The sequence below is a fragment of the Burkholderia contaminans genome, from assembly GCF_029633825.1.
Lineage (GTDB): Bacteria > Pseudomonadota > Gammaproteobacteria > Burkholderiales > Burkholderiaceae > Burkholderia > Burkholderia contaminans.
The window spans coordinates 2,138,260-2,165,048 of sequence record NZ_CP090641.1; the positions used below are offsets into that span (position 1 = coordinate 2,138,260).

General features: G+C 62.9%; 27 protein-coding genes and 1 riboswitch. Of the genes, 20 read left to right on the plus strand and 7 right to left on the minus strand.

Features of this window, described 5'->3' with window-relative positions; translation table 11 throughout:
* Positions 1 to 49: 49 nt before the first annotated feature.
* The 3 genes from LXE91_RS27250 to LXE91_RS27260 all read right to left on the minus strand — a co-directional run bounded on the left by LXE91_RS27250 (position 50) and on the right by LXE91_RS27260 (position 6,514).
* A complete protein-coding gene (locus LXE91_RS27250; RefSeq protein WP_223274266.1) occupies positions 50 to 1,522 on the minus strand; it encodes a virulence factor in 1,473 nt (490 codons plus the stop codon).
* Positions 1,519 to 3,759: a T6SS effector phospholipase Tle3 domain-containing protein gene (locus LXE91_RS27255; protein ID WP_039354616.1), complete on the minus strand. Its 2,241-nt coding sequence runs from the start codon at positions 3,757 to 3,759 to the stop codon at positions 1,519 to 1,521. The genes LXE91_RS27250 and LXE91_RS27255 overlap by 4 nt, the downstream gene beginning before the upstream one ends.
* A 91-nt stretch (positions 3,760 to 3,850) precedes the next feature.
* A complete protein-coding gene (locus LXE91_RS27260) occupies positions 3,851 to 6,514 on the minus strand; it encodes a type VI secretion system Vgr family protein (RefSeq protein ID WP_223274269.1) in 2,664 nt (887 codons plus the stop codon).
* Here LXE91_RS27260 and LXE91_RS27265 point away from each other — a divergent pair.
* The 11 genes from LXE91_RS27265 (at position 6,434) to LXE91_RS27315 (ending at position 16,151) form a co-directional block, all read left to right on the plus strand.
* Positions 6,434 to 6,679, plus strand: a complete 246-nt coding sequence (locus LXE91_RS27265) for a hypothetical protein (protein ID WP_223274270.1) — start codon at positions 6,434 to 6,436, stop codon at positions 6,677 to 6,679. The two genes, LXE91_RS27260 and LXE91_RS27265, sit on opposite strands and share 81 nt — an antisense overlap.
* A gap of 780 nt (positions 6,680 to 7,459) precedes the next feature.
* Positions 7,460 to 8,713: an MFS transporter gene (locus tag LXE91_RS27270; protein ID WP_039354091.1), complete on the plus strand. Its 1,254-nt coding sequence runs from the start codon at positions 7,460 to 7,462 to the stop codon at positions 8,711 to 8,713.
* A gap of 132 nt (positions 8,714 to 8,845) precedes the next feature.
* Positions 8,846 to 9,775, plus strand: coding sequence for a LysR family transcriptional regulator (locus LXE91_RS27275; protein ID WP_039354094.1), 930 nt, complete (start codon positions 8,846 to 8,848; stop codon positions 9,773 to 9,775).
* Between the two features lie 115 nt (positions 9,776 to 9,890).
* Positions 9,891 to 10,385 carry a cupin domain-containing protein gene (locus LXE91_RS27280; RefSeq protein ID WP_039354096.1) on the plus strand — a complete coding sequence of 165 codons (495 nt, stop codon included), beginning with the start codon at positions 9,891 to 9,893 and terminating at the stop codon, positions 10,383 to 10,385.
* Between the two features lie 38 nt (positions 10,386 to 10,423).
* Complete coding sequence (locus LXE91_RS27285) at positions 10,424 to 11,443, plus strand: hydroxyquinol 1,2-dioxygenase (protein WP_039354098.1); 1,020 nt, start codon at positions 10,424 to 10,426, stop codon at positions 11,441 to 11,443.
* A 51-nt stretch (positions 11,444 to 11,494) separates the two neighbouring features.
* A complete protein-coding gene (locus tag LXE91_RS27290; protein WP_039354101.1) occupies positions 11,495 to 12,961 on the plus strand; it encodes an aldehyde dehydrogenase family protein in 1,467 nt (488 codons plus the stop codon).
* 8 nt (positions 12,962 to 12,969) lie between these two features.
* Positions 12,970 to 14,037: a maleylacetate reductase gene (locus tag LXE91_RS27295; RefSeq protein ID WP_039354104.1), complete on the plus strand. Its 1,068-nt coding sequence runs from the start codon at positions 12,970 to 12,972 to the stop codon at positions 14,035 to 14,037.
* Between the two features lie 28 nt (positions 14,038 to 14,065).
* On the plus strand, positions 14,066 to 14,209 hold the full coding sequence (locus tag LXE91_RS27300; protein ID WP_157644930.1) for a hypothetical protein: 144 nt from the start codon (positions 14,066 to 14,068) through the stop codon (positions 14,207 to 14,209).
* Positions 14,210 to 14,214: 5 nt separating this feature from the next.
* Positions 14,215 to 14,526, plus strand: coding sequence for a YciI family protein (locus tag LXE91_RS27305; RefSeq protein ID WP_039354114.1), 312 nt, complete (start codon positions 14,215 to 14,217; stop codon positions 14,524 to 14,526).
* A gap of 3 nt (positions 14,527 to 14,529) precedes the next feature.
* Complete coding sequence (locus tag LXE91_RS27310) at positions 14,530 to 14,865, plus strand: Rieske (2Fe-2S) protein (protein WP_039354117.1); 336 nt, start codon at positions 14,530 to 14,532, stop codon at positions 14,863 to 14,865.
* A gap of 197 nt (positions 14,866 to 15,062) precedes the next feature.
* Positions 15,063 to 16,151: a porin gene (locus tag LXE91_RS27315; RefSeq protein ID WP_039354120.1), complete on the plus strand. Its 1,089-nt coding sequence runs from the start codon at positions 15,063 to 15,065 to the stop codon at positions 16,149 to 16,151.
* Positions 16,152 to 16,182: 31 nt separating this feature from the next.
* Here LXE91_RS27315 and LXE91_RS27320 read toward each other — a convergent pair whose 3' ends face one another.
* Both LXE91_RS27320 and LXE91_RS27325 read right to left on the minus strand, forming a co-directional pair.
* Positions 16,183 to 16,569, minus strand: coding sequence for a hypothetical protein (locus LXE91_RS27320; protein ID WP_039354123.1), 387 nt, complete (start codon positions 16,567 to 16,569; stop codon positions 16,183 to 16,185).
* Positions 16,570 to 16,585: 16 nt separating this feature from the next.
* On the minus strand, positions 16,586 to 17,494 hold the full coding sequence (locus tag LXE91_RS27325; protein ID WP_039354125.1) for a 5'-nucleotidase: 909 nt from the start codon (positions 17,492 to 17,494) through the stop codon (positions 16,586 to 16,588).
* A gap of 376 nt (positions 17,495 to 17,870) precedes the next feature.
* Here LXE91_RS27325 and LXE91_RS27330 point away from each other — a divergent pair, with 376 nt between their 5' ends.
* Entirely contained in the window at positions 17,871 to 18,731 is an 861-nt protein-coding gene (locus LXE91_RS27330) for a hypothetical protein (protein ID WP_039354128.1), read from the plus strand.
* A 23-nt stretch (positions 18,732 to 18,754) separates the two neighbouring features.
* Here the strand turns inward: LXE91_RS27330 and LXE91_RS27335 are convergent, their stop codons facing one another.
* Positions 18,755 to 19,186 (minus strand): hypothetical protein, encoded by a 432-nt coding sequence (locus LXE91_RS27335; RefSeq protein ID WP_198113711.1) that lies wholly within the window; start codon positions 19,184 to 19,186, stop codon positions 18,755 to 18,757.
* Between LXE91_RS27335 and LXE91_RS27340 the strand changes: the two genes are divergently transcribed.
* From LXE91_RS27340 to LXE91_RS27350, 3 genes are all read left to right on the plus strand, one after another.
* The gene (locus LXE91_RS27340) at positions 19,187 to 20,224 is read left to right on the plus strand and encodes a hypothetical protein (protein WP_198113712.1); all 1,038 of its coding nucleotides are present in this window, start codon (positions 19,187 to 19,189) and stop codon (positions 20,222 to 20,224) included. It abuts the gene before it with no gap.
* A gap of 32 nt (positions 20,225 to 20,256) precedes the next feature.
* Positions 20,257 to 20,421 carry a hypothetical protein gene (locus tag LXE91_RS27345; RefSeq protein ID WP_157644931.1) on the plus strand — a complete coding sequence of 55 codons (165 nt, stop codon included), beginning with the start codon at positions 20,257 to 20,259 and terminating at the stop codon, positions 20,419 to 20,421.
* Positions 20,422 to 20,543: 122 nt separating this feature from the next.
* Positions 20,544 to 21,434 (plus strand): YaaW family protein, encoded by an 891-nt coding sequence (locus tag LXE91_RS27350; RefSeq protein ID WP_135370731.1) that lies wholly within the window; start codon positions 20,544 to 20,546, stop codon positions 21,432 to 21,434.
* A 93-nt stretch (positions 21,435 to 21,527) separates the two neighbouring features.
* Here the strand turns inward: LXE91_RS27350 and LXE91_RS27355 are convergent, their stop codons facing one another.
* Positions 21,528 to 22,634: a helix-turn-helix transcriptional regulator gene (locus LXE91_RS27355; protein ID WP_223274267.1), complete on the minus strand. Its 1,107-nt coding sequence runs from the start codon at positions 22,632 to 22,634 to the stop codon at positions 21,528 to 21,530.
* Between the two features lie 320 nt (positions 22,635 to 22,954).
* Here LXE91_RS27355 and LXE91_RS27360 point away from each other — a divergent pair, with 320 nt between their 5' ends.
* From LXE91_RS27360 to LXE91_RS27380, 5 genes are all read left to right on the plus strand, one after another.
* Entirely contained in the window at positions 22,955 to 23,134 is a 180-nt protein-coding gene (locus tag LXE91_RS27360) for a hypothetical protein (protein WP_039354133.1), read from the plus strand.
* 13 nt (positions 23,135 to 23,147) lie between these two features.
* Positions 23,148 to 23,570: a hypothetical protein gene (locus tag LXE91_RS27365; RefSeq protein WP_039354136.1), complete on the plus strand. Its 423-nt coding sequence runs from the start codon at positions 23,148 to 23,150 to the stop codon at positions 23,568 to 23,570.
* Positions 23,571 to 23,781: 211 nt separating this feature from the next.
* On the plus strand, positions 23,782 to 24,870 hold the full coding sequence (locus LXE91_RS27370; RefSeq protein ID WP_039354138.1) for a hypothetical protein: 1,089 nt from the start codon (positions 23,782 to 23,784) through the stop codon (positions 24,868 to 24,870).
* Positions 24,871 to 25,121: 251 nt separating this feature from the next.
* Positions 25,122 to 25,225: riboswitch (SAM-I-IV-variant riboswitch) on the plus strand.
* Between the two features lie 42 nt (positions 25,226 to 25,267).
* Positions 25,268 to 25,600: a hypothetical protein gene (locus LXE91_RS27375; RefSeq protein WP_148668958.1), complete on the plus strand. Its 333-nt coding sequence runs from the start codon at positions 25,268 to 25,270 to the stop codon at positions 25,598 to 25,600.
* 297 nt (positions 25,601 to 25,897) lie between these two features.
* Positions 25,898 to 26,779: an NmrA family NAD(P)-binding protein gene (locus LXE91_RS27380; RefSeq protein WP_039354141.1), complete on the plus strand. Its 882-nt coding sequence runs from the start codon at positions 25,898 to 25,900 to the stop codon at positions 26,777 to 26,779.
* The last annotated feature ends 10 nt before the right edge of the window (positions 26,780 to 26,789 follow it).

Below are 26,789 nucleotides of genomic sequence, written 5' to 3' on the forward strand. Positions count from 1 at the left end.
CGACGTGGCAGATACGTTCACATGTAACGCGCGGCCGCGCCGGTGCGCATCACCATGAATAGCCCTGCATGCCGTAATTTGTGTCGTGTCGGCGTCCCCACCACGGCAGGTAAGCATTGTTGCCGCCGCGTGCGCGGAACCAGTCCTTGTCGGGGTCGATCGGCGTGAGCTTCGACGGTGGCCGGACGACGACCGCGACCGGGTGATCCGGATCGGTCGTGCCGGCGACGAGTGCGTTGCCGCCGAAGTGATTGATCCGGCCGATCGCGAGCGCGACGTCGGTCAATGCGCTGCCGGTTCCCATGTCGCCGAGTAGGGCGGCTGTGTTGAATGTCTGCTTTTGGTGGTCGTATTCGGGAAGTGTCTCTGTCAACGTCTGAGCGAGCGCGGCAATGCGTGACGACGCTGCATCGCTGCCTGCACCTGCGTCGTGGACGATGTAACTCAGGTTCGTGACCGCGACGCCAGCATTGCGAGCGGCCTGATCAATGGTTGCCTTCCACGCCTGCACGGCGCGGGTCGTGCCGACCTTCTGCGAAAAATCGAGTGTGTTGCCGGTTGCCGCCTTGCCGATCCAGGCAAGGGGTTCACGCTCGGTGTTGAAGGTTGGGCCGGCGAGGAACAGCACGACAAGGTTCTCGTTGATCTGTGCATCCGTGGGCGGGAAGTTGGGTGCGTCCCAGTTCACTACCCAGACGCTCTTGTCGGGGTTCGCCTGCAAGTAGTCCAGTGCCTTGTTCAGCGATGTAAAGCCTGCGTTTGCGCCGCCTTGGGTGATTTGCACGTCGGGGGGCGTGTCGCGGCTCCAAAGCGTCTTGGGTGACGGCGGGCCGATTTCGAAGAAATTCATCATCCGATCGACCACGCGTGACTTGGCAAAGGCCAGATCAAGTCGGGGTGGAATGGCAACTTCGACGTGTATACCAGCGAGTTCACGCCAGTTCTGCTGGCTTTGGGATCCCACATTGTAGAAGTACTTCGCGTTACTAAAATATCTGGTACGCACCAGCAAGATGAACTTGTCCACGTACTTGGCGTAGAAGCCCTTGATCGTCTCCTTGCCGTCGTTGCCGTATGCGATCCCCGCTACAGACTGCAAGGTAGTAAAGGATTTCGCATCGGTGCGAACCATATCGTCGGTCTTGTTTGGCGCGGCCAGTCCCTGTGTCCACAATAATTGCCATTGGGTGGGGTAGTCCATACGTTGCAAGGGATTCAACCACATCAGGCCAACAACCTGCGCGACGAACGGCTTTGCCGGCTCATCGGCGGTTAGCGTGGCATGCTCCCGGACAGGCGTGGCCCGTGCTGGACGCATTAGGACGGTGGTGAACAGAAACACCATGAGTGCAGCCAAGCCGGGCACGACAACGAATCGCTTCATCCAATCTCCTATTTCCAAATGGGCCGGGTCAGGTTGTTCTACGTGCGTCATCAGCGAGGCCATGAGCACGGTTGCGATCAACCATGTCGAAACGGCGACGGCGACACGTCGCGGCCATGTAGCGATCAGCATCTTCATACAGCACCCCCGACCTTCAAATAAAGCTGACCTTCACGCTCATCCACGATCGCGCTCGGCATCTTGCCTTCGCTTTTATCTGCATGTATCCATTCTTGAAGAGGCGTTCTATAGAGAGTGCCCGATGCAAAGTAGTCGGCATACGTCTTGTTCGGAATATCTAGAGGAATCCCGTCCCCCATCCGCCAATCCGCCTCAATCCGCAAGTCATAGAGTTGCTCGGGCGTCAAATAGCAAACCCCGATCGCCACATCGTACGCAAGCGCCTTTTTCGCATGCTCCGGATTAGTCATCGTCGTGGAATGGTTCGTCGGGCTGTTGATCGCCCCACGATCGAGCCAATCGACAATCTGTTGATCGCGCCATTCCTTGTAGCCCTCCGGCATTTCGCTCTTGCCGTCTTCGCCGATCACGTGGCCATCACCATCGAGCCATTCCGTATTCAGCGTTCGCCGCGCCTCCATCCGCATCAACGCGCGGTCCTCGTAACGCTGTCCGGCTTCGCTCTCCGCCGTACCTTGCGCGACGCTATCGTCGTTCTTCGCGTTGTACTGGTCGTAGGGATCGTCCGCGCGCTTGTCTGCCTCGCTCTTGTTTGCGTCGCGCCATGCGGCCGGCGGATCGTTGCCTTCGTTGAAGTCGCTTGTCGCGTCGCCGTCCGTTGTTTTGATGGGCTTGCCGAACCGCGACGCCTTCGGCGTAAACGGTTCGTCGAGTGCCGGCGCGTCCGCCACCACCGTCCAACCCTCCGGCGGATTGGCGTTCACGCGGAACATATTCAATGCCGAGCTGATCTGGGTCACGAAAAACATGATCGGCGCGGATGCAAGCGTGGCCGCCACCCCGAACACGGACTCGTTTCCCTTGAGTGCACCGATGAGATTGAATTTGGCAGGCGGTGAAGGCGGATACCAGAATCCCGACGTCGCTCCCTTCTGTACATACCGCCAGTCATCTTCCCGATACCGATATTGCTCCTGCACGCCGACGTGGAAGCCGGAGGCAAAGACGCGCTGCGTCAGCACGCCGGGGACACCGATATCGTTCAGCTCGTGCTTGTCGATGCCGCGCCAGCCGATGCCTTGAACCGTGATCGCAGAAATCACCTGATCGTGCGGACAGCAATACGCGGTGACGCGACCATACGTCGATCCGTTCAGGCCGTGGCGTACCCGATCGTCTTGTGCGGCATAAGACTTGTTGCTGGTCGGCGATACCCGTTCGTTCGCCATGTCTTCATCGATCTTGTCTGCGGAAAGTTCATAGGCCTTCCGAGTGCCAATGATCGACAGAAACTTGCCGAACGTTTTCGTGCGCGCGGCGTAGGTCTGCCGTCCGCGACGGCCATCGCCGTCCTTGGTCGCGCGTTGCGACCACGTATCCATGAACGTATCGGATGGATTCGGACCATCTGCACGCGCAAGGCTATACGGCGCATTCGCCAGCACGTAGGCGTCTGCCACGCAATGCCCGCTACGCCCCCACGGATCTTCGACATCGGGTAGCGCATCGCCGAAGAACGCCGCAGTCAGGCCCACGATGTTGCCCTGGCTATGGCACACGACAGTAATCGGTACGTCGGCCTGCATGCGGCGGATCGACTCGATCAACTTCGCAAGGCGCAACGCCGCGAGCACGCCATACGCGCGGGGCGGCGCGCGATACAGCGGCCGATTGGTCGGATTGATGCCCTGCACGGTTATCCACCCGGCCGCCCGGTCGTCGAGGCCGCCTTGCCAGAGATCGGGCAGGCTCGCACAGCCGTTCGTGAACGGACCGCCGCCCCAATAGTCCTTCTCGTTCAGGAAAATCTTGTCGCCGTATTCCTTGAGTTCCTCGGCTGTCGCCCGATAGCCCCACCGGAAATGAATGACCGGTGAAAACGACGGATCGGGCTTGATGTAGTCGCCGGCCCAGAGCTTGGGATTCAGAAACCCGTCCGGCGTCACGCTTTCCGTGTACTTCGCGGGCACCAGTTGCCCGGCATCGATGCCGCGATACTCCAGTTGGTCGTCCAGCCGCCCGAGCCGGCGGTTCAGGCCATCGCACAATCCTTGCTCGGCGGCCTCGAACCACTCGCCTTCGGAGTTCACCCCATGCACGAAGATGACGATACCGGGCAACGGAAGTTGCTTGATGCAGATCAGCCGAGTGCCTTTCGTCCACATCGAGACGCCGTCGCTCCGGCCGACGATGATCTGAGGTGGATCCGGGCGCGGCGCAGCCGCGTCGGGCATATCGGCCTTCGCGGCACGCTCGTCGGTGCGCGCGTCCTCTTCCGGCCGAGAATCGAGAGATGAATCAATCATCCGGACTCCTGCGCTTGTGTTAAACATTCTTCTTGGTGAACTGCACCGCCAGCCTCTCGAACCGGTCGGTATCGACCTCAGGCAGTTCCCCGGCCATGTCGGTCGTCAAATCCGACAGTGTTCCCGATGCCGTTCGAACCTGTCCTTCGAACCCCGGTGCCGCGTTACCGTCCGTTGGGCGGACCAGCTTCGGGACGCGGCCGAGCGCACGTTGATCGAATGTCGGCAAGTCGACGCCCATGCTTGCGGGGCCGTCCCATGCATGACCGTTCGACTTCACGGTGAACTTGCCGGGGCATCCCAGTTCGATATCGCCGCCATGCAGCTTGAGATACGCGCCGCCGGACGTGACGAATACGACTTCGTCGCTTGCCGTGCCAGCAAGCTTCCCGTCGGCGGCAGTCAACCGAATGTTTTTTCCGGACTCGATCTGCGTGTCGTCGTTCTGCGATTGAATGGCCACTTTCCCCTGATTCGCGATCGCCGATACGCCGTTGCTGTGCGCGAACATCGCGACGCCATGCCCGGCATGCAGATTGATCCGCTCGCCGCTCGTGATCTGCATGTGTTGTTGCGCAATCTGATCGATGTTCTCGCCCGCATACATGACGTGCGTTTTCGGCGTGACGTTCAGCGACCCCGCTTGCGCGCCGAACGCCATGAACGCGGATGCGTCACCCGTGGCACGGGATTCCGAACCGCCGGGTTTCCAGTGACGGAATGCGCTGACGAGGTTGTCCTGGCCGCCCGTGTCGGCGGATTGCCCGCCATGCTGGCCGGCGTAATCTCCGAGCGACTCGAACAACGCCGTGCATTGGTCGAGCAAGCGGATCAGCTCGTCGCGATCGAGCTGACCACCGGTCGCGTGCGACCGCGCATAGGTCGTCAACAGCATGCCCTGGGCGGCGCGCAACGCCGCAGCGGCGTCGGTGCGCAGTTCCGCGCCTTCACCCCGGTCGCTCCCGTGTCCATCGTTACGGGGCTGCGTCAGATAGCCGAGATTCAATTGGGAGTGCGCATGTTCGCTCGCCAACTGCGCCGAAATTTGCGACGGCGTATCGTCCAGGCGAAGCTGGTTGTACCGATGGCCCTTGATTTCCTTGGTCTTGATCCCGGACAGGTAACGGTTGCCGGGTAGCGAACCGGTATCGCTGAAGGTCGCGGGCGGGTTCGCACCGTTGCTCAAAATCCCGATGATCACCAGACGGTCCGGATCGCCCGACAGGCTGCCCAGCAAAACCTCCATCCCGACCCGAGGCAGGAAAAGCGCGCCGAAGTGTTTCCCCGCCAGGCTTGCGCCGACGCGAATCGGCGCACTGTCGCCGGCCAGGCCGGTCGTTCCGGCGCCTTGCGCGTGGGCGTGATCGACCGGGTCGTAGCCGTGAATCTGCACGCGCACGCGGCCGGCCTCATCGCAAAACACTTCCTCGCCTTGTGTGCCGACGATCGTACCGGTGAGCAGGTGAACCGGCGGCACATCGATTCGCGGATCGTAGGAAGGCTTGAGCGGCACGCCGCGTCGCACGCACGTGAAACTGTTCTCATAGCGCGTGTCCGTTCGTTCCGATGCATCGGCCGGTGCCGGCGGAACGACTTGCGCCAGGTGACGGCTTGCCGCGAACAGCCCGTTCACGCGACCTGCCAGGATCTTCGGCAGGTTGTTCCAGATATCGTGCCGAACCGACGTGACGACAAACTGGCGATGATCGGCGGGCTTCATATCCAGCTCGGGGTCGCCGGTCAACGTGAACCAGTGACCGACCGGCATGTCGCGCACGCTGCTGATGCCTTCATGGCGTACGGCTTCGAACTGATGCGCGAGCATCCGGTCGCGCGTGATGCGATCGTGATCGCTCCACGAATCGCCGACGTGCGGAATGTCGATCGCGACGTCGGTCAGCAGGTGCGCAAGGTCGTTCCCCGACTCGCCCTGATCGATGCCGGTGACGGTCGTGGATTCGTCTACACGGGCTTTCTTGTAGTCCCACGACGGACGGCTGACTTTGCCGGACGACAGGCTTTGGCAGCATGCAAAGAGCGTCACCGTGTCGCGTTGTTCGACGCCGGCATCGCGTGGATGGATGCGGAGGGTGCCGGCCGGCGCTTCCGCCAGGCGATAGGGATCATCGCAAAACAGGAGCGTGTGGACCGGGCGTTCGTCGGGCATGCCGCTCGCCCCGCCGATCGGTCCGGCTTTCGCAAATACCGTGATGCCATCCCGACGCAACAGACGCCGGATGAAGCGCGCGTCGGACTCGTTCACCTGCCGTGTCAGTTCGCGCACCGGATAGCGTTCGGCCCGCAATGCCGACAGGTCGAAATCGAATGCCTGCGCGAGTGCGGGGCTGCGATGTTTCCACTCGTTCATCAGCGTCGCCAGAATGTCGACCACGCTGCACGATCGGAACATGCGGGCGTTCGTGCGGCGGTCCATCAGCGACAGGGCGTCGCACACGTGCAACTGGTACACGGTCAGTTCACCGTCGGATTGACCGGCTCGCGCGTCGTGCACGATCGCATTGATCGCTCGTATGCCGCCCCGATCGGTCGTCAGCCGGACCGACACGGGCAGACCGAGAAACAGCGCTGGCGATAGATGCGCGTGGGTGGACACGCAGGTCAGTTGCCCGTCGATCCCCGATATCAACCCTTCGCGAATATCGGCGTGATGGAGCGCCAGCAGATGGCCGACCGTGCGTTGGGCGAGACCGAAATGGAGATCGACAGGCCGCTTGTTGCCGCTAATCCGACCGTACACGAAATTCCGAAATGTACTTTCTATCGACATCACCGCAATCTGGATATTTTCACCTCAATTCTGAATGGTCAGAATTGGGGGTTTAAGTGAAAAAAGAAGGTTCTGGAAAATTCGCGGTGAAGAATATCAAACTTGTTTGGCGTGTTAAATGATTTGATATTTTGAGATGAATTTTTTGTTGGGCGGATACTGTATTTAACTTTCTACGTGAGGAGTGTGGAATTTGTGTTTGGTAATGGGTATAAATGCTATGGATAAGAATATGGTGGTGTATCGAGGGGGGATAGTTTTTGTTTTTTAGATATAAATTGAATTTAAAAAGGAAGAATGAGACTTATCTCATGTCTGAACGAACTGCGGCGCAGTGTGATGCAGGAAAGGGCAGTGACCAGGATTGCGCTGGTGCTCGTCCGGTGCATCTTGGTTTGCCCCCGTTTTTTTCGCCTCCCGCTACCCGGCGGGCGGCTTCTTCTTTCATGGTTCGCGAAGGGTTTGCCCGATCGTATGCATGCGTGACGTGCATGACGCCGTGCGTGGATGCCCCGATGTCCATGAGGGAATTCCCCGTGACGCATGAGCGGGCGTCGCGTCGACGCCGCGCCCGTTCGCTTCGCGCTTTCCCGTCGCCCCTTCCCGCCCACCGCCCGCGATTATTTGCGTTTCGCGAATGGCGCGTTCGCCGGTTGTTCCATACCCGATTGGCAGCCGTGCACCTATCGTGGTGACGTCGGCTGATTGAACGCAACGCGTCGAACCCGAACGCCAGCCGGCACTTCCTCGCGATTCGCGTCGCACACAAAAACCATCGGACCTGGCTCATACGCAGGCGCTGCGGCGCGCGCAGGCGAACCTGTGTCCACGGAGACGGACATGAAAGCAAACGAGTGGGATACCTCATACGAGTGGAAGGCGGTCACGCTGCTGGCGCTCGGCTTCGGGCTGGTCGGCCTCGATCGCTGGCTGATCGCGCCGCTGTTCCCTTCGATCATGAAGGACCTCAACCTGAACGCGCAGGACGTCGGCAACTGCATCGGCGTGCTCGGCCTGTCGTGGGGCATCTTCGCGGCGCTGATGGGCGGCATCTCCGACAAGATCGGCCGCCGGAAGGTGCTGATTCCGGCCATCGTCGCGTTCTCGCTGCTGTCGGGCTTCTCGGGGCTCGCGGGCGGCCTGCTCGGCCTGATGGCGATTCGCGGCCTGATGGGCGTCGCGGAGGGCTCGTTCTGCCCGACGAGCTTCGCCGCGACGGCCGACGCATCGCATCCGCGGCGGCGCGGGCTGAACCTCGGCCTGCAGCAAAGCGGCTTCGCGCTGTTCGGGCTCGCGCTGTCGCCGATCATCGCGACGCAGCTGCTCGGCTTCGTGTCGTGGCGGTGGGTCTTTGCGCTCGTCGCCGTGCCCGGCCTGATCCTCGGCGCGATCATGTTCTTCGTGATCCGCGAGCCGAAGGTCACGAAGGCCGTCGCGTCGGAGCATGCGCCGGCATCGCTCGGCCACGTGCTCAAGAGCCGCAACATCCTCGTCGCGATGGCCGCGTTGTGCTGCGCGATGACGGGCGTATTCGTGCTCGGCGCGCTGTTGCCGCTGTACCTGACCGACTACCTGGCGCTCGGCACGCAGAAGATGGGCCTCGTCGTGTCCGCGATCGGCTTCGGCGGTTTTCTGGGGCAGTTCGGGTTGCCGGGCCTGTCGGACCTGGTCGGCCGTCGCCTCGCGAGCATCGTCGGTTTCGCGGGAACGGCCGTGATGCTCTACCTCTTCCGCGGCCTCGGCCCGCAGCCGCTCGCATTGTTCGGGGTGCTGTTCGTTGCGTCGTTCTTCACGCTCGGGCTGGTGTCGCTGCTGTCCGGCCCGGTGGCGACGGAGGCTGCGCCCATCGGGCTCGTGTCGACGTCGATCGGCGTGGTGGTCGGTGTCGGCGAGATCTTCGGCGGCGGCATCGCGCCGGCGCTGGGCGGCTACGTCGCCGCCCACTTTGGCATCCAGAACATCCTGTGGCTGCCGATGTGCGCGGTCATGCTGGGCATCGTGGTCAGCCTGCTGCTGAAGGAAACCGCGCCGGCCGTGCTGCAGCGCCGCGTGGCCGTGCAACCGGAACTCGCGGCGGGCGAGCAATCGCGGTAAGGGCCGCGCATGCGGGGGCCGGCGTCATCGGCGATTGACATCGATTGGGTGACAGAGAGACGCCTCCCGCATGACACAGCCCGTCATCCGCACGGGTAGACTGCCGGTTTCGCTGTCGAAAAAGGGCGCGGTATGGACCGGTTCCTGAGCATCGAGGCATTCGTCAGGGTGGCGGAGGCGAGCAGCTTCGCCGAGGCGGCGCGGCAGCTCGGCGTGACCAGCTCGGTCGTGACGAACCGCATCCAGCAGCTCGAGAAGTTCGTCAACGCGCCGCTGTTCCATCGCAGCACGCGCCACGTGCGCCTGTCCGAAGTGGGCGAGGCGTTCTATCGCGAGTGCGCGGAGGTGGTGGGGCGCGTCAACGAGCTGACGGACCAGATGCGCGAACTGCGTGCGACGCCGACCGGCCGGCTGCGCATCCAGATGCTGCCCGGTTTCGCGCTCGATCACTTCGGTGCGCCGCTGATGGAATTCAACCGGCGCTACCCGGGCATCCAGCTCGACGTCATCGTCAATGATCGTGTCGTGGACCCTGTCGAAGAAGGGTTCGACATCGCGTTCCAGATCTTTCCGCCGATCTCCGAGTCGCTGATCGAACGGCGGCTGTTCACCGTCAGGCGCCTCTTCTGCGCGTCGCCCGCGTACCTCGACGCGCATGGTGCGCCACAACATCCACGCGACTTGCTGCAGCACACCACCGCGCTGTATTCAGGCTATCCGTCGCGCAACCGCTGGACGATGACGCGCGGCGACGAAGTCGTCGAAATGGAGCTGCCGGGCATGATCCGCTCGAACTCCGTGCACCTGCTGCGCGAGTACGCGCTGTCGGGCGGCGGCGTCGTGTGCCTGCCGACGCTGGTGGCGAGCGAGGCGCTCGTCGCCGGCCGGCTGGTGCCCATCCTGACCGACTTCCAGCTCGCGCCGCTGAGCTTTGCCGCGGTTTATCCCGCAACGCAGCGACAGGCGCTGAAAGTGAAGGCGCTGGTCGAATTTCTCGCGGAAACCATCGGCGACGAATCGCCGTGGGATCGCCCGCTCCTGGAGCGCGGCTGGGTGCGTTGAACCGCGCGGATTATTCGCGAAACGCAAATGCCGTAGTCGCCGTCCCGTGCCTTGTTGCGGTGGGTCCTTGCCCCTAGAGTGGAATCCAACAAGCGGTTCAACTCAGGAGACAGAAATGACCGACACGGCATTCCATACCGTCTTTGGCTCGCTCGACCATTACCGGAAAGGCGAGATCGAAATCACGAGCGGCAGCGCTCAACACTACGCGTTCTCGAATGTCTTCGAGGTCGCATCGAAGTCGGCCCCTTACGAAAAGGTCGTCGCCGGCAAGAACCTCGAATACGTGATCGAAGTGCTGCGGACCGACGGTCAGTCGCCGTGGTTCGCCTGCTCGCACGATGAATTCGTGATCCAGATGGATGGCGAAGTCCGGATCGAATTCATCAAGCTCGATACGCCGCCTGCATCGAGTCGGGGCACCGTCAGCGCCGGCACGCAACCGGCCGGCCGCAAGATGGGCTACGTCGTATTGCGCCAAGGCCATCAGGCGCTGTTGCCGGCCGGCTGTGCATACCGCTTCACCGCCAGCCGGCCGGGCGTCGCACTCGTGCAGACCGTCCTGGGCGAGCTGTCCGTGGAGAAGTGGGCCGACATCTGCCTGCACTGATTCGTCCGACCTCATTCGACACTTCCAGGAGACACGTCATGGCCACGCTCGACACCCTCGACACTTCCGCAGGCTTCGCCGCCGATCTGGTGCAAGCCACCGAAGCCGACGCCGTTACCGGCTACCGCCGCTTCCGGCTCGGCGCATTCGAATTCCAGCGCGACGAATATTTCGTGAAGATCAGCTGGCCCGCGAAAGGCCAGACCCGCACGCACGCGATGCCGGCGGACGCGTTCCTGCGCGCGATGATGCGCGACGTGGCGTGGGGATTCTTCTACGGCTGGGTGAACTTCGACCACGTGTTCGGCACGCGCAATCACTACGGCAAGGTGGACATGTATGCGGGCACCTTCAACGGCATCCTGAAGGATGCCGGCGTGGACTACACCGAGACCTTCGAAACGCCCACGATCATGGCGACCTTCAAGGCGATGCTGCACGACTGGACGAACGAAGGCTTCGATCCGTTCGCGGCGCCCGAGGAAACCGGCACGGCGTTCGGGCGCAAGCACGGCGAGAACGGCTCGGCGATCGAGCGTACGCGGATCGCGACGCGCCGCATGCCGGGCCTCGAAGGCGATTCGCCGCTGCGCGACGACCTGCCGGTCAACCGCGCGTTCCTCGACGTCGCGCAGGACGAACCGGAGGTGCATGTCGAGCCGGGATTCGAAGGCGAGCTGCACGCGTTCAACCTGTTCAAGTACCTGTCGCGTTCGGACGTGACGTGGAATCCGTCGGTCACGTCGGTGTGCGGGCGCAGCCTGTTCTGCCCGACCACCGAGGAATTCATCCTGCCGGTGTTCCATGGCAACGACCGCGTCGAATGGTTCCTGCAACTGTCCGACGAAATCGTGTGGGACATCGGCGACAAGAACACCGGTGCGCCGCGCGCACGCGTGACGATGCGCGCCGGCGACATCTGCGCGATGCCCGCCGACATCCGGCATCAGGGCTACTCCACGAAGCGGTCGATGCTGCTGGTCTGGGAAAACGCGACACCGAACCTGCCGCAGCGCTACGAGAGCGGCGAGCTCCCGCCGTATCCGATCGCGTTCTGAGCGGTGCGCCGGTTTCCGCTTCCGCTTCAAGCCATCCACCGAGGACGATTCATGCAAACCCAACTGTTCATCGACGGACGCTTCGTCGACGCTGTCGACCGCGGCACGATCGACGTGCTGAACCCGCACGACGGCTCCGTCATCACGAAGATCGCAGCAGCCACCGCGGCGGACGTCGACCTGGCGGTCGAAGCCGCGACGCGCGCGTTCCCCAAATGGTCGGCGCTGCCGGCTGCCGAACGCGGCCGGTTGCTGCTGCGTCTGGCCGACGCGATCGAGGCCAACGCGGAGGAGCTGGCGCAACTCGAATCGCTGGACACCGGCCACCCGATCCGCGATTCGCGCGCGCTCGACGTGCCGCGCACGGCTGCGTGCTTCCGCTACTTCGGCGGCATGGCCGACAAGCTGCAGGGCTCGGTGATTCCTGTCGAGACCGGCTTCCTGAACTACGTGCAGCGCGCGCCGATCGGTGTCGTCGGCCAGATCGTGCCGTGGAATTTTCCGCTGATGTTCACGAGCTGGAAGATGGGCCCGGCGCTCGCCGCCGGCAACACGGTCGTGCTCAAGCCGTCTGAAATCACGCCGCTGTCGACGCTGCGCATCGTCGAGCTGATGGCCGAGGTCGGGTTCCCCGCAGGTGTGGTCAACATCGTCCCCGGCTACGGGCATACCGCCGGCCAGCGGCTCGCCGAACATCCGGGCGTCGGCAAGATCGCGTTCACGGGATCGACGGCCACCGGCCGGCGGATCGTCGAAGCGTCGCAGGGCAACCTGAAGCGCGTGCAGCTCGAACTGGGCGGCAAGGGCGCCAACATCGTGTTCGACGATGCCGATCTCGACGCGGCCATCAACGGCGCCGCGTGGGCAATCTTCCACAACCAGGGGCAGGCGTGCATCGCCGGCTCGCGTCTCGTGCTGCATGAGCGCATCGCGGATGCGTTCCTCGAACGCTTCGTGGCGCTCGCGTCGTCGATCCGCCTCGGCAACCCGCTCGACGCGAACACCGAGATGGGGCCGCTCACGTCGAAGCAGCACCTCGAGCGTGTGCTGTCGTTCGTCGACGTCGCGCGCGAGCAGGGCGGCCGCGTGCTCACCGGCGGCACCGCGCCGCAGGATCCGGCGCTTGCCGACGGCTACTACGTGCGCCCGACGGTCATCGAAGCCAGGAGCGCAACCGACCGCGTCGCGCAGGAGGAAGTGTTCGGCCCGTTCGTCACGGTGCTGCGCTTCGGCAGCGACGACGAAGCGCTGGCCATTGCGAACGCAACCGAATACGGGCTGGGCAGCGGCCTCTGGACGAAGGATCTTTCCCGCGCACACAAGATGGCGTCGCAGATCAACGCGGGGATGTGCTGGATCAACTGCTACAAGCGCGTCAATCCGGGCAGCCCGTTCGGCGGTGTCGGCAAGTCGGGCTACGGCCGCGAGATGGGCTTCGAGGCGATGCACGACTACACCGAGGCACGGTCGGTGTGGGTCAACGTCGACGGCAACGTGCCGCCGCATTTCAAGCGCTGAGGTTCGCCATGGATCGCTTCGTCTATCAGGGCACCCCTTCCCGCGTCGTGTTCGAATGGGGCGCGCTCGACAGGCTGCCGGACGAGCTGTCGACGCTCGGCGCCCGCCGAGCACTCATCTTGTCCACGCCCGAGCAGCGGCCGCTTGCCGAGCGGGTGGCGGCGATCCTGGGCGAGCGTGCGGCCGGCATCTGCGCGCAGGCAGTGATGCACGTGCCGGTCGAGGTCGCGCACGCGGCGCGCGAGATGGCCGGCGAGCTCGGCGCGGACTGCTGCGTCGCGATCGGCGGCGGCTCGACGATCGGGCTCGGCAAGGCCATTGCGCTCGAGTCGGTGCTGCCGATCCTGGCCGTGCCGACGACTTACGCGGGTTCGGAAATGACGCCGATCTTCGGGCTCACGGAAGGCCGGCTGAAGCGTACCGGGCGCGACGCGCGCGTGCTGCCGCGCACGGTGCTCTACGACCCGTCGCTGACGTTGTCGCTGCCGCCGGACATTTCCGCGGCGTCCGGCATCAATGCGATGGCGCATGCCGTCGAGGCGCTTTATGCGGAAGACGCGAACCCGGTGATCAGCCTGATGGCGGAAGAATCGATCCGCGCGCTCGGCGAAGCGCTGCCCGTGGTCGTGCGCGATCCGGCGAACCGCGATGCCCGCAGCCGTGCGCTGTACGGCGCGTGGCTTGCCGGGACTTGCCTGGGCGCGGTCGGCATGGCGCTGCATCACAAGCTGTGCCACACGCTCGGCGGCACCTTCAACCTGCCGCACGCGCAGACCCATGCCGCGATGCTGCCGCATACCGCGCACTACAACCACGCTGCCGCGCCCGATGCGCTGCGCCGCGTGGCGCGCGCGTTGGGCGGGAGCGACGCGGCCGAAGCGGGCCCGCTGCTGTTCGCGCTGAACGCACGGCTCGGCATCGCGCCGGCGCTGGCCGACCTCGGGATGCCGGAGGCCGGCCTCGATGAAGCGGCCGACCTCGCATGCCGCAACCCGTATGTGAATCCGCGGCCGATCGAACGCGACGCCATTCGCGCGCTGCTTCAGCATGCATGGGAAGGGCGCGCGCCGCAATGAATGGCCGGATGCGCCAACGGAGACAACCATGAGCCTTGACCACCATGACGGTGACGCCACGCTGGCCGAGCCGGTCGTCGCCCGCTTCGACGGCATGCCGAGCCGGCGCTTGCATGCGCCGATGCGGCGCGTCGTGCGGCATCTTCATGCGTTCGTCGTCGATCGGAGCTGACCGCCATGGCAAGATTTTTTGCGGTGTTTGCGACGGATCAGCCGGGTATGCGCGACGTGCGCGATCGCGTGCGGCCGATTCACCGGACTTACCTGCGCTCGGCCGACCAGCACGGCGTGGTGGTGCGGCTCGGCGGCCCGACGCTGGACCCGCACGGCGACGCGATGAACGGCACGCTGCTCGTCGTGGAGGCGGACGACATTCAGGCGGTGATGCGGTTCATCGGCAACGATCCGTATGTGAAGGAGGGGTTGTTCTCGCACGTGGAAGTGCGTCCGTGGGACTGGAGCCTCGGCAACCCCGAGCAGCGGGTGTGAATCATGGAAGCGCGACAACTCTGCCGGTTTTCCGATGTGCCCGACGGCGGCGCGCGGGTCGTCGATGAAGCATGTATCGGGCGTCCCGTGATCGTCGTGAGGCGGGGCGAGCACGTGTGGGCTTATGTGAATCGTTGCCCGCACTTTTCGGTGCCGCTCGATTTCGTGCCGGGCAGCGTTTCCTGCTACCGGTCGCAGGTGCTGATGTGCGCCCATCACAGCGCGCTGTTCCGGTTCGACGACGGCGTGTGTATCGACGGGCCTTGCTCGGGATCGGCGCTGGAGGCCGTGGCGGTCGAGGTGGATGCTGCCGCGTGGGTCGTCTATCGAGGCGCTTGATTCCGGTGCTTTGATGAAGGGCGGGCCTGGCCGTTCAATGCGACGGCTATCGTGTCGTTTGATCAGTAAAGCTAATCATGTTTCAGGTGTCCGGCAATCGATGCCTGAATGATGGCGATTCCTTGTGCAGCACCGAGCGAGCACCTGCCACGTAGCAGGTGGCGGTCTCGCATTTTCATAAAAAAGACGGAGACGCAATGAAACTCAGGTTTGGAGCAGTGGCGATTCTCGCCGTGGCGCAGGGCGCATGGGCGCAGAGCAGCGTGACGATGTTCGGGCTGATCGACGCCGGTGTGTCTTATGTCAGCAACGAGGGCGGCGGAAAGAACGTGAAGTTCGACGACGGCATATTCGCGCCCAATCTGTTCGGCTTTCGCGGCACGGAAGATCTCGGTGGCGGATATCGCGCGATTTTCGCGCTGGTGAATCAGTTCTCGATGGCGAACGGCGCGATCATCGGGACGGGGATTTTCGGGCGCAATGCGTATGTCGGCCTCGACAGCAACCGGTTCGGCAGCATCACGCTGGGTAATCAGTACGACTTCATGGTCGATTCGCTGTTTTCAAGAAACAACGCGATTTCACGGGATATCTCGGGGCTGTACGGCTTTCGCAATGGCCCGTTTCAACGTCTCGCGCTTCCAGGCAATCCGACCGGTGCATTCGATTGGGACCGTACGGCGGGCAGCAAACCGATCGCGAATTCCGTCAAGTACAGTTCGCCGACGGTGTCGGGCTTTTCCGGCGGTGCGATGTATGCGTTCGGCGGGGTGGCCGGGTCGGTCGGCGCGGACAATGCGGTGAGCGCCGGGCTGAACTATGAAGCGGGGCCATTCGGTATCGGTGCGGCCTACACGAACGAGAAATACGGCCCCGCGCCCGGCGTGCCGTCCACCAGCGTGCGCAACTGGGGCGTCGGGATGCACTACGACTTCGGTGTCGTCACGGCGAATGCGCTGATGACCACCGTGCGCAATTCGTTCAACGACGCCGGCGTGTGGATGGCCGAAGCGGGCGGGTTGTGGCACATCAGGCCGGATGTCGTGCTGGGCGCGAAGTACATGTACATGAAGGGCAATGAAGCGGTGAACGACAACCACGCGCACCAGGTCACCGTGGCGCTTCAGTACCTGTTCTCGAAGCGGACGATGGTGTACGTGTCGGCGGACTACCAGCGCGCGAACAACGGCGCGAACGCGCAGGTCAATGGCGTGCTGGATCCGAACGGGGCATCGAGTTCCGCGAGCCAGACGGTGGCGCGGGTGGGGTTGCATACGGTGTTTTGACGGGGCGTGGCGCACTGAATCAAGCGCAGCGCTATTCCAGCAAATAGTGCATCGTCGCGGCGCATGTCGGACAGAGCGTGCGGACGCGGCCATCCGTATGGCCGCGCAGCTTGGCCGGATCGCCGCAACGCTCGCACTTGCATTGACTCAGGTTCGCCGCCGAGGCGAGCCAGGCATCCACTTCGCCGGTCACGTTGCCGCGCACGCGGAAACGCAGGCCGCCGAGCTTCTCTTTCACTTCGAGCACGAGCAACAGCGATTTGCGTGCTTGCGCTTCGAGCCGGCACGACAGCCGGTCGATGATCGCGTACCAGCCGTCGTCGCATTCGAACAGGCAGCTCCCGGAGAACCGGGGCGAGAGCGCCTGATAGATGGCGGGGTACGTGTCGACCAGCTTGTTTTCAAGTTCTCGATTCATCTGCAAATTCGCTTGTTCAATGAAGAATCAGCCCGGATTCGTTGTTGATGCCGTATGGCACGTGGCCGGTCGCGACACGGTGTGCGGCTGATTTGCAGTTGCGGACGTGATCGTCGAAGAAGATGTCGGGGCGGAATGCCGCGAGGAAGCCCGCCTTGTTCCGGCCGCCGAGGAACATCGCTTCGTCGACCATGATTCCCCACGCGGTCAGCGTGCGGATGGCGCGCTCGTGTGCCGGGGCGCTGCGTGCGGTCACCAGCGCGGTGCGCACGTTGATGCCGGATGCGCGCGGGCCGCGCAGCGCACACAGGGCAACGAGGAACGGCTTGAGCGGGCCGGGCGGCAGCGGCGCGTGCGCATGACGCATTTCATGGTCGTTGAATGCGGACAGCCGACGCCGTTGGAACACGCGCTCAGCCTCATCGCTGAAGAGGACGGCGTCCCCGTCGAAGGCGATGCGCAATTCGTCGTCGTGCGTGCAGCCGACAGAGGCGGGCGCCGGATACAGGCAGGCCGCCGGGAACCCGGTGGCCATCGCGTTCTCAACTTCCCCGGCATGCGTCGAGAGGAACAGGTTGGCGCCCAGCGGTGCAAGGTAGCGATGAGGCTGCGCACCGCCGGTGAAGATCGCCCGGTGAATCGCGAGCCCGTGATGTCGGGCCGACGCAAACACCCGGAGGCCGGTCGCGGGGTCGTTGCGCGACAGGATCGCGACGTCAACGGTTGCCTCGTCGTCGCGATTGAGCGCCAGCAGCTTGCGCACCAGCGGGAACGCGACACCGGGGGCGGCCGGCACGTCGAGCCTCGACGCCTGCAGCGCTCGGTAAGCCGACGGATCGTCTTCCCGATATACGAGATGCTCCGCGTCGAAATCGAACAGTGCTCGTGCGGAAACCGCAATGGTGATTTTCATGCGTGAATTCATGGGCTCTCCAATGACTGCAGGCGAGGATGCGGCACACCTGGGACAAATCGTGTCCAGATGGTCCGTGGAATCGTGCCGCGTGATCGAAAGTGTTCTGCGCGGCATCATCCGACGCTCGTCTGAAGCGCAGTCTTTCGCAACATGTTTGTTCGGGACATGAATTGTCCCAAACGAACATCACCATCCGGCCTGACGCATGGATCAAAGAGGCGGCCGCGGACCTAAAGTTGGCCGCTGTTGGCGCCGTTAAGTCGATGGAATATTTCTCGGCTTCAGGCGCGAGATGCGCATGCCCCCCCACAGCCGCCGTTGCGGCCCGACGCATGCCCGACGTGAATGGGTGGCGCTGGAATGACGATACAGACCGGAGATTGAAATGCTTAACAGAGAGGCGGCAGCGACCGCACGCAGCCAGCTCGAGGCAGCAGCCAAGGAATACGACAAGCGCCAGGGTGCGGTGCAGACGCTCGCGACGGAGCTTTATACACTGCGGCGCGAGAGCAGTGAACTGCTGATCGGCGAAGTCGAGGCCTACGTGAACAGCCTGGCGTCGACGCCGAAGGAGTTCGATCGCGCGTTTGCTGAATACAAGGTCGAATACCAGACCTTCGAAGGCGTGGTGACCGAAGTCGACCGGCAAATGCACGACATCAACGTGACGGGCGGCGCGGCAACGGGCGCGGGCGTGGCCGCCGGCGCATCGACCGCGTTGCTGGCGCCGACGGCGGCGATGGCCATTGCGACCACATTCGGCACGGCGTCGACGGGCACGGCAATCGCATCGCTCTCCGGCGCCGCGGCGACCAACGCCGCGCTGGCGTGGCTGGGTGGCGGTGCGCTGGCGGCGGGCGGCGGCGGAATGTCTGCCGGCGGCGCGCTGCTCGCACTGGCCGGCCCGGTGGGCTGGACGCTGGCCGGCGCGGCGGTCGTGGGCGGCGGCGTGTTCATGTGGCGCGCCAATGCGAAGGTCGCGGAGGAAGCGCACCAGCGACGTATCCCGATCGAGAAAGGGATCGCGTCGCTCCGGATGGCCGCAGGCGAAATCGATGGGCTCAAGACGCTGACGCTGACCCATTCGGCCGGTATGAAATCCTTGCTTGCCGCGTTGAAGCAAACCGCGCCGACCGACTACTGCCAGTTCTCGGCGGAAAGCAAGGATGCGCTCGGCGCCCTCATCAATCACGTGCGCACGCTGTCCGCGCTGTTGAACAAGACCATCCTGGCCAAGGCAGCCTGAGTCCGAATATGACAACTCAATCGTCAACGGACCTCGGCGGCAGCGATGCTGTGCCCGGGGCCGCTTCTTACCCTCGCACGTCGAGCCTGGCCGACCAGGCCGCGGGTGTCGTGGTTGACGCGATCACCAGTGCGCGCGTAGCGGCCGAAGCGGCATTGCAGTCGGCGCAGGATCGGGCGTTCGACAGCGCGATGGACGCAATGAACACGTTGCGCGAATTCATCGGTGAACCCGGGAAGATTCTCGGCCGGATGGACACGAAGCATGGCGAGATCGCAGAGCAGGTCGAAGTCGCGGTACGCCGCGCTCGCGATTTCCTCGCGCAGGTCGCACCCGGCGCGACCTTCGAGGGTGTCGGGCGAACGGCGCCGATGGACTATCGAATCGACGGCATCGACTTTCAGTCGAAGTTCATCAACGGTTCGAGCAAGGGGCTGACACACGTGCTCGAGCATATGGGCAAGTACAAGGATTTCGCGACCGACGGCGTCTATCACATTCCGAAGGACCAGCACGCGCAGATTCTCGAGGTGCTGAAGGGCAATACCGGCGAACTGAGCGACAAGACGATCCGTGCGATTCAGGAGAAAGTCGCGCAAATCGAACTGGCGAGCGGCAAGCCGTTTTCGGCGGTCGTGCAGCCGTCGGTATCGACCTACAGTGAAGTGCAGCTCGGCAAGGTCGACGAAACGGTCAACGGCCATGAACAGGATCTCAAGCAGCAGAACGAGACGCTCAAGGACCAGATCCGCTTTGAACACGAGCCTTCCGTCGTCGAAGGGTTGAAGGCAGCAGGCGGCGCGGCGGCGGTAGGCGCGGCGGTCAGCCTGACTACGAAGCTGTGGCAGAAGTATCGGGACGGGAAGAACGTCTTCGCCGGCGACTTCAACGCCGATGACTGGGCGGAGGTCGGCCTGTCCACCGCAAAGGGGGCGGCCGGTGGCGCCATCGCCGGCGGGGCCATCTACGCGCTGACGAACTGCGCCGAGATGTCCGCGCCTTTCGCGGGAGCTTTCGTCAGCGCAGCCAAAGGGATGGCGGTGCTCGTAGCCGACTATCGGTCGGGGAAGATTTCGGTCGATGCGCTCATCGACAATGGGATGTTCGTTTGCAGCGACGCGGCGATCGTGGGGCTGTGCACGGCGGCTGGTCAGGCATTGATTCCGGTGCCGGTGCTGGGTGCCGTCCTGGGTTCCATCGCGGGCAAGTTCCTGTCGACCTTCATCGGGAAGAAGGCGCGTGAAGTGACCGACAGGCTCGCCGAGCGTACGAAACGCATCGTGGCCGCGCTCGATGCCGAAGTCCGTAAGGTCCTTGCGTTCCTCGGAGCGGAATTCGACCGGCTGGGCGAACTCACCACGGCGGCGTTCGACCTCAAGGCCAACGTGCATCTGCTCGAGTCGAGCCTGACGCTTGCCCGTGCACACGGCGTGAGCGAATCGCTGCTGATCAAGGGTGACGCCGACCTGGACGCTTTCATGACGGGGCGGTAAGCCGCGTCGACAACCACTGAGGAACGCTCGACATGACGATTTTCTGGATGGCGCTGACGACGGCGCTCAATGGATGCCTCGAGATTCTGGGGACCCTCCTCGGCACGGCGCTGGCGGCTACCTTCATCTGCTTTCTGATCGCCACGCTGATTGCGATGGTGATCGAGATGTACAAGGACGAGCCCGCGGCCGCGTAATGCCCCGTGCGCACATGACGCGCATTGGAGCAGCGATTGAACGATCCGGACTCGGGCTGCGGCCCGTGTTCGGTCGACGAATGGATCTGTCGTCGCCGGCGACACAAGAAAACGAAAAGAACATGACCTACGAATTTGATGAGAAATGGTGGAGCCTGAGCGCGCTGCTGCAAGTTGCAGACGACGGCGATCTCGCCATCCTGGCCGAGCACCTGACCGACAAGGGGAAGGGCCGCAGTGCGCTGTCGGGCACGCGGCTCGCACAATTGACGGCCTGCTGCGAATCGGGCGTGTTCGGGCACGTTGACCGCAACGACATCGCAAGCGAAATCCGGCTGTTCGGCGGTAACAGCATCGCCAATGCCATGCGCGGCGGCGAAGGCGTGTCCTACCAGGAACTCGTCATCGACGTGGCGAAGCATCTGAAGATCGATGTGGAAAGCTGGGAGTCGGCGCTTTCCGTCGAGACGCAGATGCTTCGCAAGCTGTTTCTGAATGCGCTGGAAGCGATGACCGGCGACATGCGCCGAACCATCCTGTCGGATGTCGGCCTCGGCGCGCTGGTCGATTTCGGGCGCGCGGAGATTGCCGCCGCGTTGCGCGAAGCGCCCGCTCATAGCGACATCCGAGTGAAGGTGGCGGCGTTCGTCGCCGAGTCGACGGCTGCGAGCGTTCTCGGCCGGGGGCTTGCCATCGCGGGCAAGGCCGGCGCGGCGTCGACCATGCTTGCATCCGGCGCCGTGGCCGCTGCCGCGAGTGTCGTCGCCCCGCTCGGGCTGGTGTTCGGTGCGGTGGCGCTGGCCGGGCCCGCCTATCGCGTCTCCGTCCCATGTGTCATCCAAGTAGCCTACATCCGGGAGAAGGCGTACCACAAGGTGCAGAATGGCGGCGCGCTCGACGTTGTGGGCCCGGCGGCTTCGTCGGAAAAGATGCCGTCGATGCCGCCGGTGCCGGATATCGGTACGTACGCGATCCCCTTGCTTCCCAAGATCAAGCGCATCAAAACATACTGACGGCGAATTCGGCCGGTCGTGCCGACGCGTGTTCGACGGAGGAGAGGGCGGCTTTTGCCGGCCCTCGGTTGACGGTCGATCCTTCTGTCGGTGTCACGACGCCATCGTTGGACACGCTTGCGTGGTTCGGGCTGCGCCGTATCGTGCGGCAAGCCGTTCGTACTCGCGTGCGAATTCGTCGCGCAGGGACGCCGGCGCGAGGATTTCCGCATTCGCCCCGAAGGAGCGGAGCCACCAGCGCAGCTTCAGGCTCGGAATGACGGTGCCGCTCACTTTCAGTCTTCCATCGGGCAGGGTTTCCAGCTTCTGGTCCCTGGCCATCGGCGTTTCCTTGAGATGGTTGCCCGCGCTGCCGTCGAACGCGATGCTCAGGTGAATGGCCGGCTCGGTCAGGAAATTGAAAGCCTGCTCTCCATCGATATAGGTGCGCAGATGAAAATCGCCAGGATAGTCGAACGTCTTGCCGGATTCGCTCGCCGACACGATCCGGTCCAGCCGGAACAGACTGCGAAGCCACTGGATTCTCGGCTTGTCCTTGCGTGGCTCGAATGACGGATCCTGCGCCACCATGTACATCACGCCGGCCGACTCCACCAGGGCGAGCGGCCACAGGATCTTCGGCTGCAGGTCATCCGTGTCGGGCTTGCCGGCCGGGCGATACTTGACGAGCACTTCGCGCTCGAAGAACGTTGCGGTCGCAATGACCTGGAAGATCTCTTCAGTCAGGTTGGGGCGGATGAGGGTGAAGTTGCCGTCGACCGAATCGACCTTGTCGGGCCACGCCTGGTAGATCCGGCTGTCGGCCTTCTCCTGCGACAGCCGTACGTCGGCCGCGGCGAAGAGCGGTTCGAGGTCCTTGGTCACTGCGGCCGGAAGCTTGGTTCCCGCGAAGCGCTTGAGGATGTGGAACGCAACGGCCTCGGCTGCGCCCATGAGACTCGGGCTGTCGCGCGTGCCTTGCAGCCACGGCTTGCGTTGCCAGAGCAATTCGCGTCCGCGAGAAGTCGAGATGACGACCTTGTCCTTCTCCAGCTTCATCAGCTCCCGCAAGACCTTCTTCGGGTATTTCGTGCGATGTCCTCGCTCTTCGAGCTGTTGCCGGACTTCAGACGTGGAAATCCAGTCCGTCGCATCGCGGTGGGTCGGCAGGATGCGCAGAATTGCTTCGTCTAATGATGTTGTCACTGATCCCTCGATCACGCTATTGGTCGATTTCTCCGCGCACTGTCGATGCGATTGCGCGCGATGACGTCGATGCTAAAGAAGAACCGGATTCTACGTGCGATCGGGACACAAATTGTTCCGATGCACATCGATACTGTTCGGCAGTTTGGTGTCGGGATTGCGATCGGGCGATGCATTGCGGGGAAGGTTGAAAGGACCGCAAGCGTTTGCGGCTCCAGTGTGACGCAAAAATTTCGGGAATTTGCGAGCCGCTCACTAAAGTTGCGGTGCTGATTGTCGATAGTTATTTATGTGTTGAAGCATCGTGTCTGATCACTCGATTCAAGGAGAGTCAAATGAAGAACTACACCGTATCCTACGAATTGCGCAAAGGTTCGAGCGCCAGCCGATATACCGTCACGGTCAAGGCTGAATCGGATTTCATGGCCATGAAGCAAGCCGAAGGCAAGGCGCGCAGCCAGCACTCGAGCAAGTTCTCCAGCGGTTATGAATTCAATTTGATCGAAATCCGGTAACGGGAGAGGCGACATGGGTAAGTACTTTGGCCTGGGCGACGACTGGAAGGAACTGACAGGCAGCTACCGGAGCGGCGGGGATCGTGCTACTGCCGGTTTGAAGCTGCTCGGGAAAGGGCTGTTCAACGTCGGGAAATTCGCGGTGACCGAGGTTATGCCGGGAATGGTTTCCCAGGCAGGGAAGCGGGCGGAAGAGCATCTCGAAAAGAATCGGGAAAACATGTCGTCTGAGCAGATCGCGCGCGCTGAGGAGCTTTCCGAGAATGGCCGGCAGGTACGTGAGCGCCACGAAAAGATTCGCGATATCGACTGGAAAATTTCCGATCTGGAATTGAAGCTCAAGGAACTTCCCGAAGACGATTGCAGGCGTGAAGAACTCGAGAACCAGATCGAAAGCTTGCGCAGTTCCCGCCCATCCAGTGCGTTTCATGATTAACGGGATGCAGTCGCTTCGATAACGCGAAGTCGGGCTTGCGGTCGAGAGTGAAGGGCGCTTGTGCGCTCTTTGTCTTTTCTGCGCTGCCGCATTGCTCGACGGCACTTTGCATCGGCTCGCCACTTCTCTACGACGATGGTTTCAATATGGCTCCGGTGTTCACGTGCAGGGGTATTGGAATGACACATATGCTATTTTTACGGGGGGATACGTGAATCTGGAAGAATTGAATCGACTCGAATCTCAATGGAAGGGGCCTGAAGCGAAGAAGGGCTTCGATGACATCGCGCGGAGCGAAGCGATCATCGACTGGCAGCCCATCGAAGGGTGGACGCCGTATCGAGACAAGTGGACTGCAGCCGTCGATGGCCCGGAATTGATTCAAGAGGAAGCGCAACCGGAACTCTCCGCCGCATACATCGACGCCGTCAGAAAATTGTGGCTCGGCACCGATGTTGACGAGCCTGCCAACAGTGGCCCCGGCCACTGCGGAAGCGCGGGCCATTTCCACTGCTACAAAACCACTACCCGGGGGAAGGGCGCGCGCGTCTGGGAGCCGTGGCGTCGTCAGAGCAGCGGCGCGGTCACATGGTGGTGTTCGAGTTTGCAGGAGGCCGGACATCGCTACTCGTGGCCGGACCATCCCGCCGGGACGTTCGAACAGTTGAGCGCCGCGCTTCAATGCGCGATGCGCGCTGGAAACGAAGCGACAACGAATGTGGTGTGCCGGAAGATTCTGGATTGGGGAGGCGTTCGCGGCCGTCCGCACGCTGCTCGCGTCGACTGGCTCGACGAACAAGCGCAACGGGGAAACCTGATATCGAGCATTCGCACCGCGACGCGCGCGTTACGTGCAGCATCGACGTCCAGCCTCGATCCGGTGTTTTCGGAGGGGAGCATCCCGATGACGTCCGGGACGACGAAAATCTTCGCGGCCGCGGCAATGGATTTTTCTGCCGGCTGGTTTGCGCCTACGCAAGATGTGCTCATTTTCGACGGTCGTGTCACGGGGGCGCTTGGCCTCGTCGCGCGCCGCGTTTCGCACGCAGTGCCAGAAGCGTTCCGTTTCCCGTCAAGCCGCGAATCGAAGCGCCGCCGCGATGCGTCATGCACGCATCTCACGTTGCCGAACTTGCACGGCCTGAGCAACGTCGAGCGGGCGAGATTTGCCCGCCTGGGCGCTTACTGCATCGACCGGATCGTCGGCAAGTCCGAATTCCTGCTGGCGGAGAAAGCGCTGTTCATGATTGGCTACGATGTCCGGTGGCGATGCGATAGCCAAAGCCGGGCCTGTCCGTAAGGACTCGATGGAGATTTCACTCGTCTCACCGCGCACGTTGGCGTGAGGTGAGAATGTTTAAGGGTGCCACCTAACCATTTCCTTCACGCAGCGTCTGCTGTGCGCCCACAATTTGAACGTCTACGGGCTCCACCGGTGCGCGGGCTGGATCGGTGAAGCCGTCCGGCCAAAATGTCGATCTCCGGGCATGCCTTGCCTGATATCGCTTTTTCGGTATAATGAATCCACGTTCGGAATGTCGAACGTAAGGAATCAAGCATCCAGAGTCGGATTCTCCGACGCCAACCTGCCCTCCCGGGCAAGGTGGACGCCTCCAAGGCGATGCGGCCGATTTACGGCAACGAAACGGGAGCAGCATGGCTGGCACCGGTTCGATAACCACTCATCCGGAGCAACCATGCGTCAAGCTACCTCTGCCTCCTGTCCGACAGTCCGTGAAGACTGGTCACACTTCCTTCCCGGTTTCACGCTGACGCATACGGTTCATCTCGTGTCGAGACGGAATCCGGGCATCGTCTCGACCGCGGCTGCCGTGCTCGAAGGGGAAACCGCCACGGTCGACCGTTGGGCCATCACCCGCTGCGGTGACGTTCTCGAGCAAAAGATCGTTCTCGGGGCAATGACGGAAGGGCAAGCGGTTCGACTGCGCGAACGACTGGCCGCGCTCGAGGGCGTACTGCGCACGAGGGTGGAGCATCACTTCGTGCGGGCCGGGTCGGCCGCCTCCTGAAATTCACCCGGGAGCGGCCATCAGACGATGGATGCTCGTCGTCGCCGTCTCGGCCGAAGCGGGCAGGCAACGATCCCCTCGGTTGTCAAAGATAGGTCCAGATCAAACCGGCAGCGTCAGATCGGCCGACTCCGTTCGGCCATTTCAAGCCGTGCGCTCGTACCCCAATGCCGCCGGCTGAATCGCGCCCGGCGTTCCTCCGCATGCACGCAACCAGAAAAACTTGACAATGCGAGCACATGCTCCTATCTTTGCCTTAAGGGAGCATATGCTCTCACTTTCAACCGGAGCGAAGCGATGAACGAAGCCGACATTCTTGTGAGTGGTGCCACCGGACGGACCGGAGGTTTTGCCATTGACGAACTGCTGAAGATGGGCAAACGCGTGCGGGCCTACGTGCGCACGGATGACGACCGGGCGGCCGCGCTGAGGCAGCGCGGTGTCGATATCGCGGTGGGGGACTTCACCGACATCGACGCCATCCGGGCAGCGATGGAAGGCATCCGGTCAGCCTATTTCCTTTATCCGATCGCGCCGGGAATCATCGGGGCAGCGGCCTATTTCGCGCAGGCGGCAAAGGAAGCGGGCGTCTCGGCGATCGTCAACATGTCGCAGATTTCCGCACGCCGGGAATCGGCGAGCCACGCAGCACAGGATCACTGGGTGTCCGAACGGGTCTTTGATTGGTCGGGTGTCGCGACGACGCATTTGCGCCCCACCTTCTTTGCCGATTGGCTCGTCTATCCGCATTTTGCAAAGGAAATCCGGGCCACGGGGAAGATCGAATTTCCGTTTGGCAACGGCCGTCACGCGCCGATCGCCTCCGACGATCAGGGGCGCGTCATCGCGCATCTCCTCGCCAATCCCGCAGGCCACGAGGGCAAGATCTACACGCTCCATGGCCCCGTCGAGATGAACCATGTCGAGATCGCAGCCGCGATGAGCGAGGTTCTTGGCACCCGGATCGAATACGCGCCGACTTCCATCGAAGAATTCCGAATCAAGATGGAAACCGTTTACAAGTTTCCGCCGTTCCTCACGCAGCATCTGGTCGAAGTCGCGCAGAACTACCGCGACGGCATTTTCTCGGGCACCAACGATGTCGTCGAGACAATCACCGGCACGCCGCCGCTGTCCGTCCAGGCGTTCGTCGCCAGGAATCGGTCCGCATTCGCGTGAACCCATCCTT

Bases quoted from the DNA above. Each gene is read 5' to 3' on its own strand.
- LXE91_RS27325 (WP_039354125.1), bottom strand. From the start codon at position 17,494: ATGAATTCACGCATGAAAATCACCATTGCGGTTTCCGCACGAGCACTG.
- LXE91_RS27350 (WP_135370731.1), top strand. From the start codon at position 20,544: ATGACCTACGAATTTGATGAGAAATGGTGGAGCCTGAGCGCGCTGCTG.
- LXE91_RS27330 (WP_039354128.1), top strand. From the start codon at position 17,871: ATGCTTAACAGAGAGGCGGCAGCGACCGCACGCAGCCAGCTCGAGGCA.
- LXE91_RS27255 (WP_039354616.1), bottom strand. From the start codon at position 3,759: ATGCCCGACGCGGCTGCGCCGCGCCCGGATCCACCTCAGATCATCGTC.
- LXE91_RS27305 (WP_039354114.1), top strand. From the start codon at position 14,215: ATGGCAAGATTTTTTGCGGTGTTTGCGACGGATCAGCCGGGTATGCGC.
- LXE91_RS27380 (WP_039354141.1), top strand. From the start codon at position 25,898: ATGAACGAAGCCGACATTCTTGTGAGTGGTGCCACCGGACGGACCGGA.
- LXE91_RS27290 (WP_039354101.1), top strand. From the start codon at position 11,495: ATGCAAACCCAACTGTTCATCGACGGACGCTTCGTCGACGCTGTCGAC.
- LXE91_RS27375 (WP_148668958.1), top strand. From the start codon at position 25,268: ATGCGTCAAGCTACCTCTGCCTCCTGTCCGACAGTCCGTGAAGACTGG.
- LXE91_RS27365 (WP_039354136.1), top strand. From the start codon at position 23,148: ATGGGTAAGTACTTTGGCCTGGGCGACGACTGGAAGGAACTGACAGGC.
- LXE91_RS27270 (WP_039354091.1), top strand. From the start codon at position 7,460: ATGAAAGCAAACGAGTGGGATACCTCATACGAGTGGAAGGCGGTCACG.
- LXE91_RS27335 (WP_198113711.1), bottom strand. From the start codon at position 19,186: ATGCTCGAGCACGTGTGTCAGCCCCTTGCTCGAACCGTTGATGAACTT.
- LXE91_RS27310 (WP_039354117.1), top strand. From the start codon at position 14,530: ATGGAAGCGCGACAACTCTGCCGGTTTTCCGATGTGCCCGACGGCGGC.
- LXE91_RS27280 (WP_039354096.1), top strand. From the start codon at position 9,891: ATGACCGACACGGCATTCCATACCGTCTTTGGCTCGCTCGACCATTAC.
- LXE91_RS27345 (WP_157644931.1), top strand. From the start codon at position 20,257: ATGACGATTTTCTGGATGGCGCTGACGACGGCGCTCAATGGATGCCTC.
- LXE91_RS27275 (WP_039354094.1), top strand. From the start codon at position 8,846: ATGGACCGGTTCCTGAGCATCGAGGCATTCGTCAGGGTGGCGGAGGCG.
- LXE91_RS27285 (WP_039354098.1), top strand. From the start codon at position 10,424: ATGGCCACGCTCGACACCCTCGACACTTCCGCAGGCTTCGCCGCCGAT.
- LXE91_RS27250 (WP_223274266.1), bottom strand. From the start codon at position 1,522: ATGAAGATGCTGATCGCTACATGGCCGCGACGTGTCGCCGTCGCCGTT.
- LXE91_RS27360 (WP_039354133.1), top strand. From the start codon at position 22,955: ATGAAGAACTACACCGTATCCTACGAATTGCGCAAAGGTTCGAGCGCC.
- LXE91_RS27320 (WP_039354123.1), bottom strand. From the start codon at position 16,569: ATGAATCGAGAACTTGAAAACAAGCTGGTCGACACGTACCCCGCCATC.
- LXE91_RS27295 (WP_039354104.1), top strand. From the start codon at position 12,970: ATGGATCGCTTCGTCTATCAGGGCACCCCTTCCCGCGTCGTGTTCGAA.
- LXE91_RS27315 (WP_039354120.1), top strand. From the start codon at position 15,063: ATGAAACTCAGGTTTGGAGCAGTGGCGATTCTCGCCGTGGCGCAGGGC.
- LXE91_RS27340 (WP_198113712.1), top strand. From the start codon at position 19,187: ATGGGCAAGTACAAGGATTTCGCGACCGACGGCGTCTATCACATTCCG.
- LXE91_RS27300 (WP_157644930.1), top strand. From the start codon at position 14,066: ATGAGCCTTGACCACCATGACGGTGACGCCACGCTGGCCGAGCCGGTC.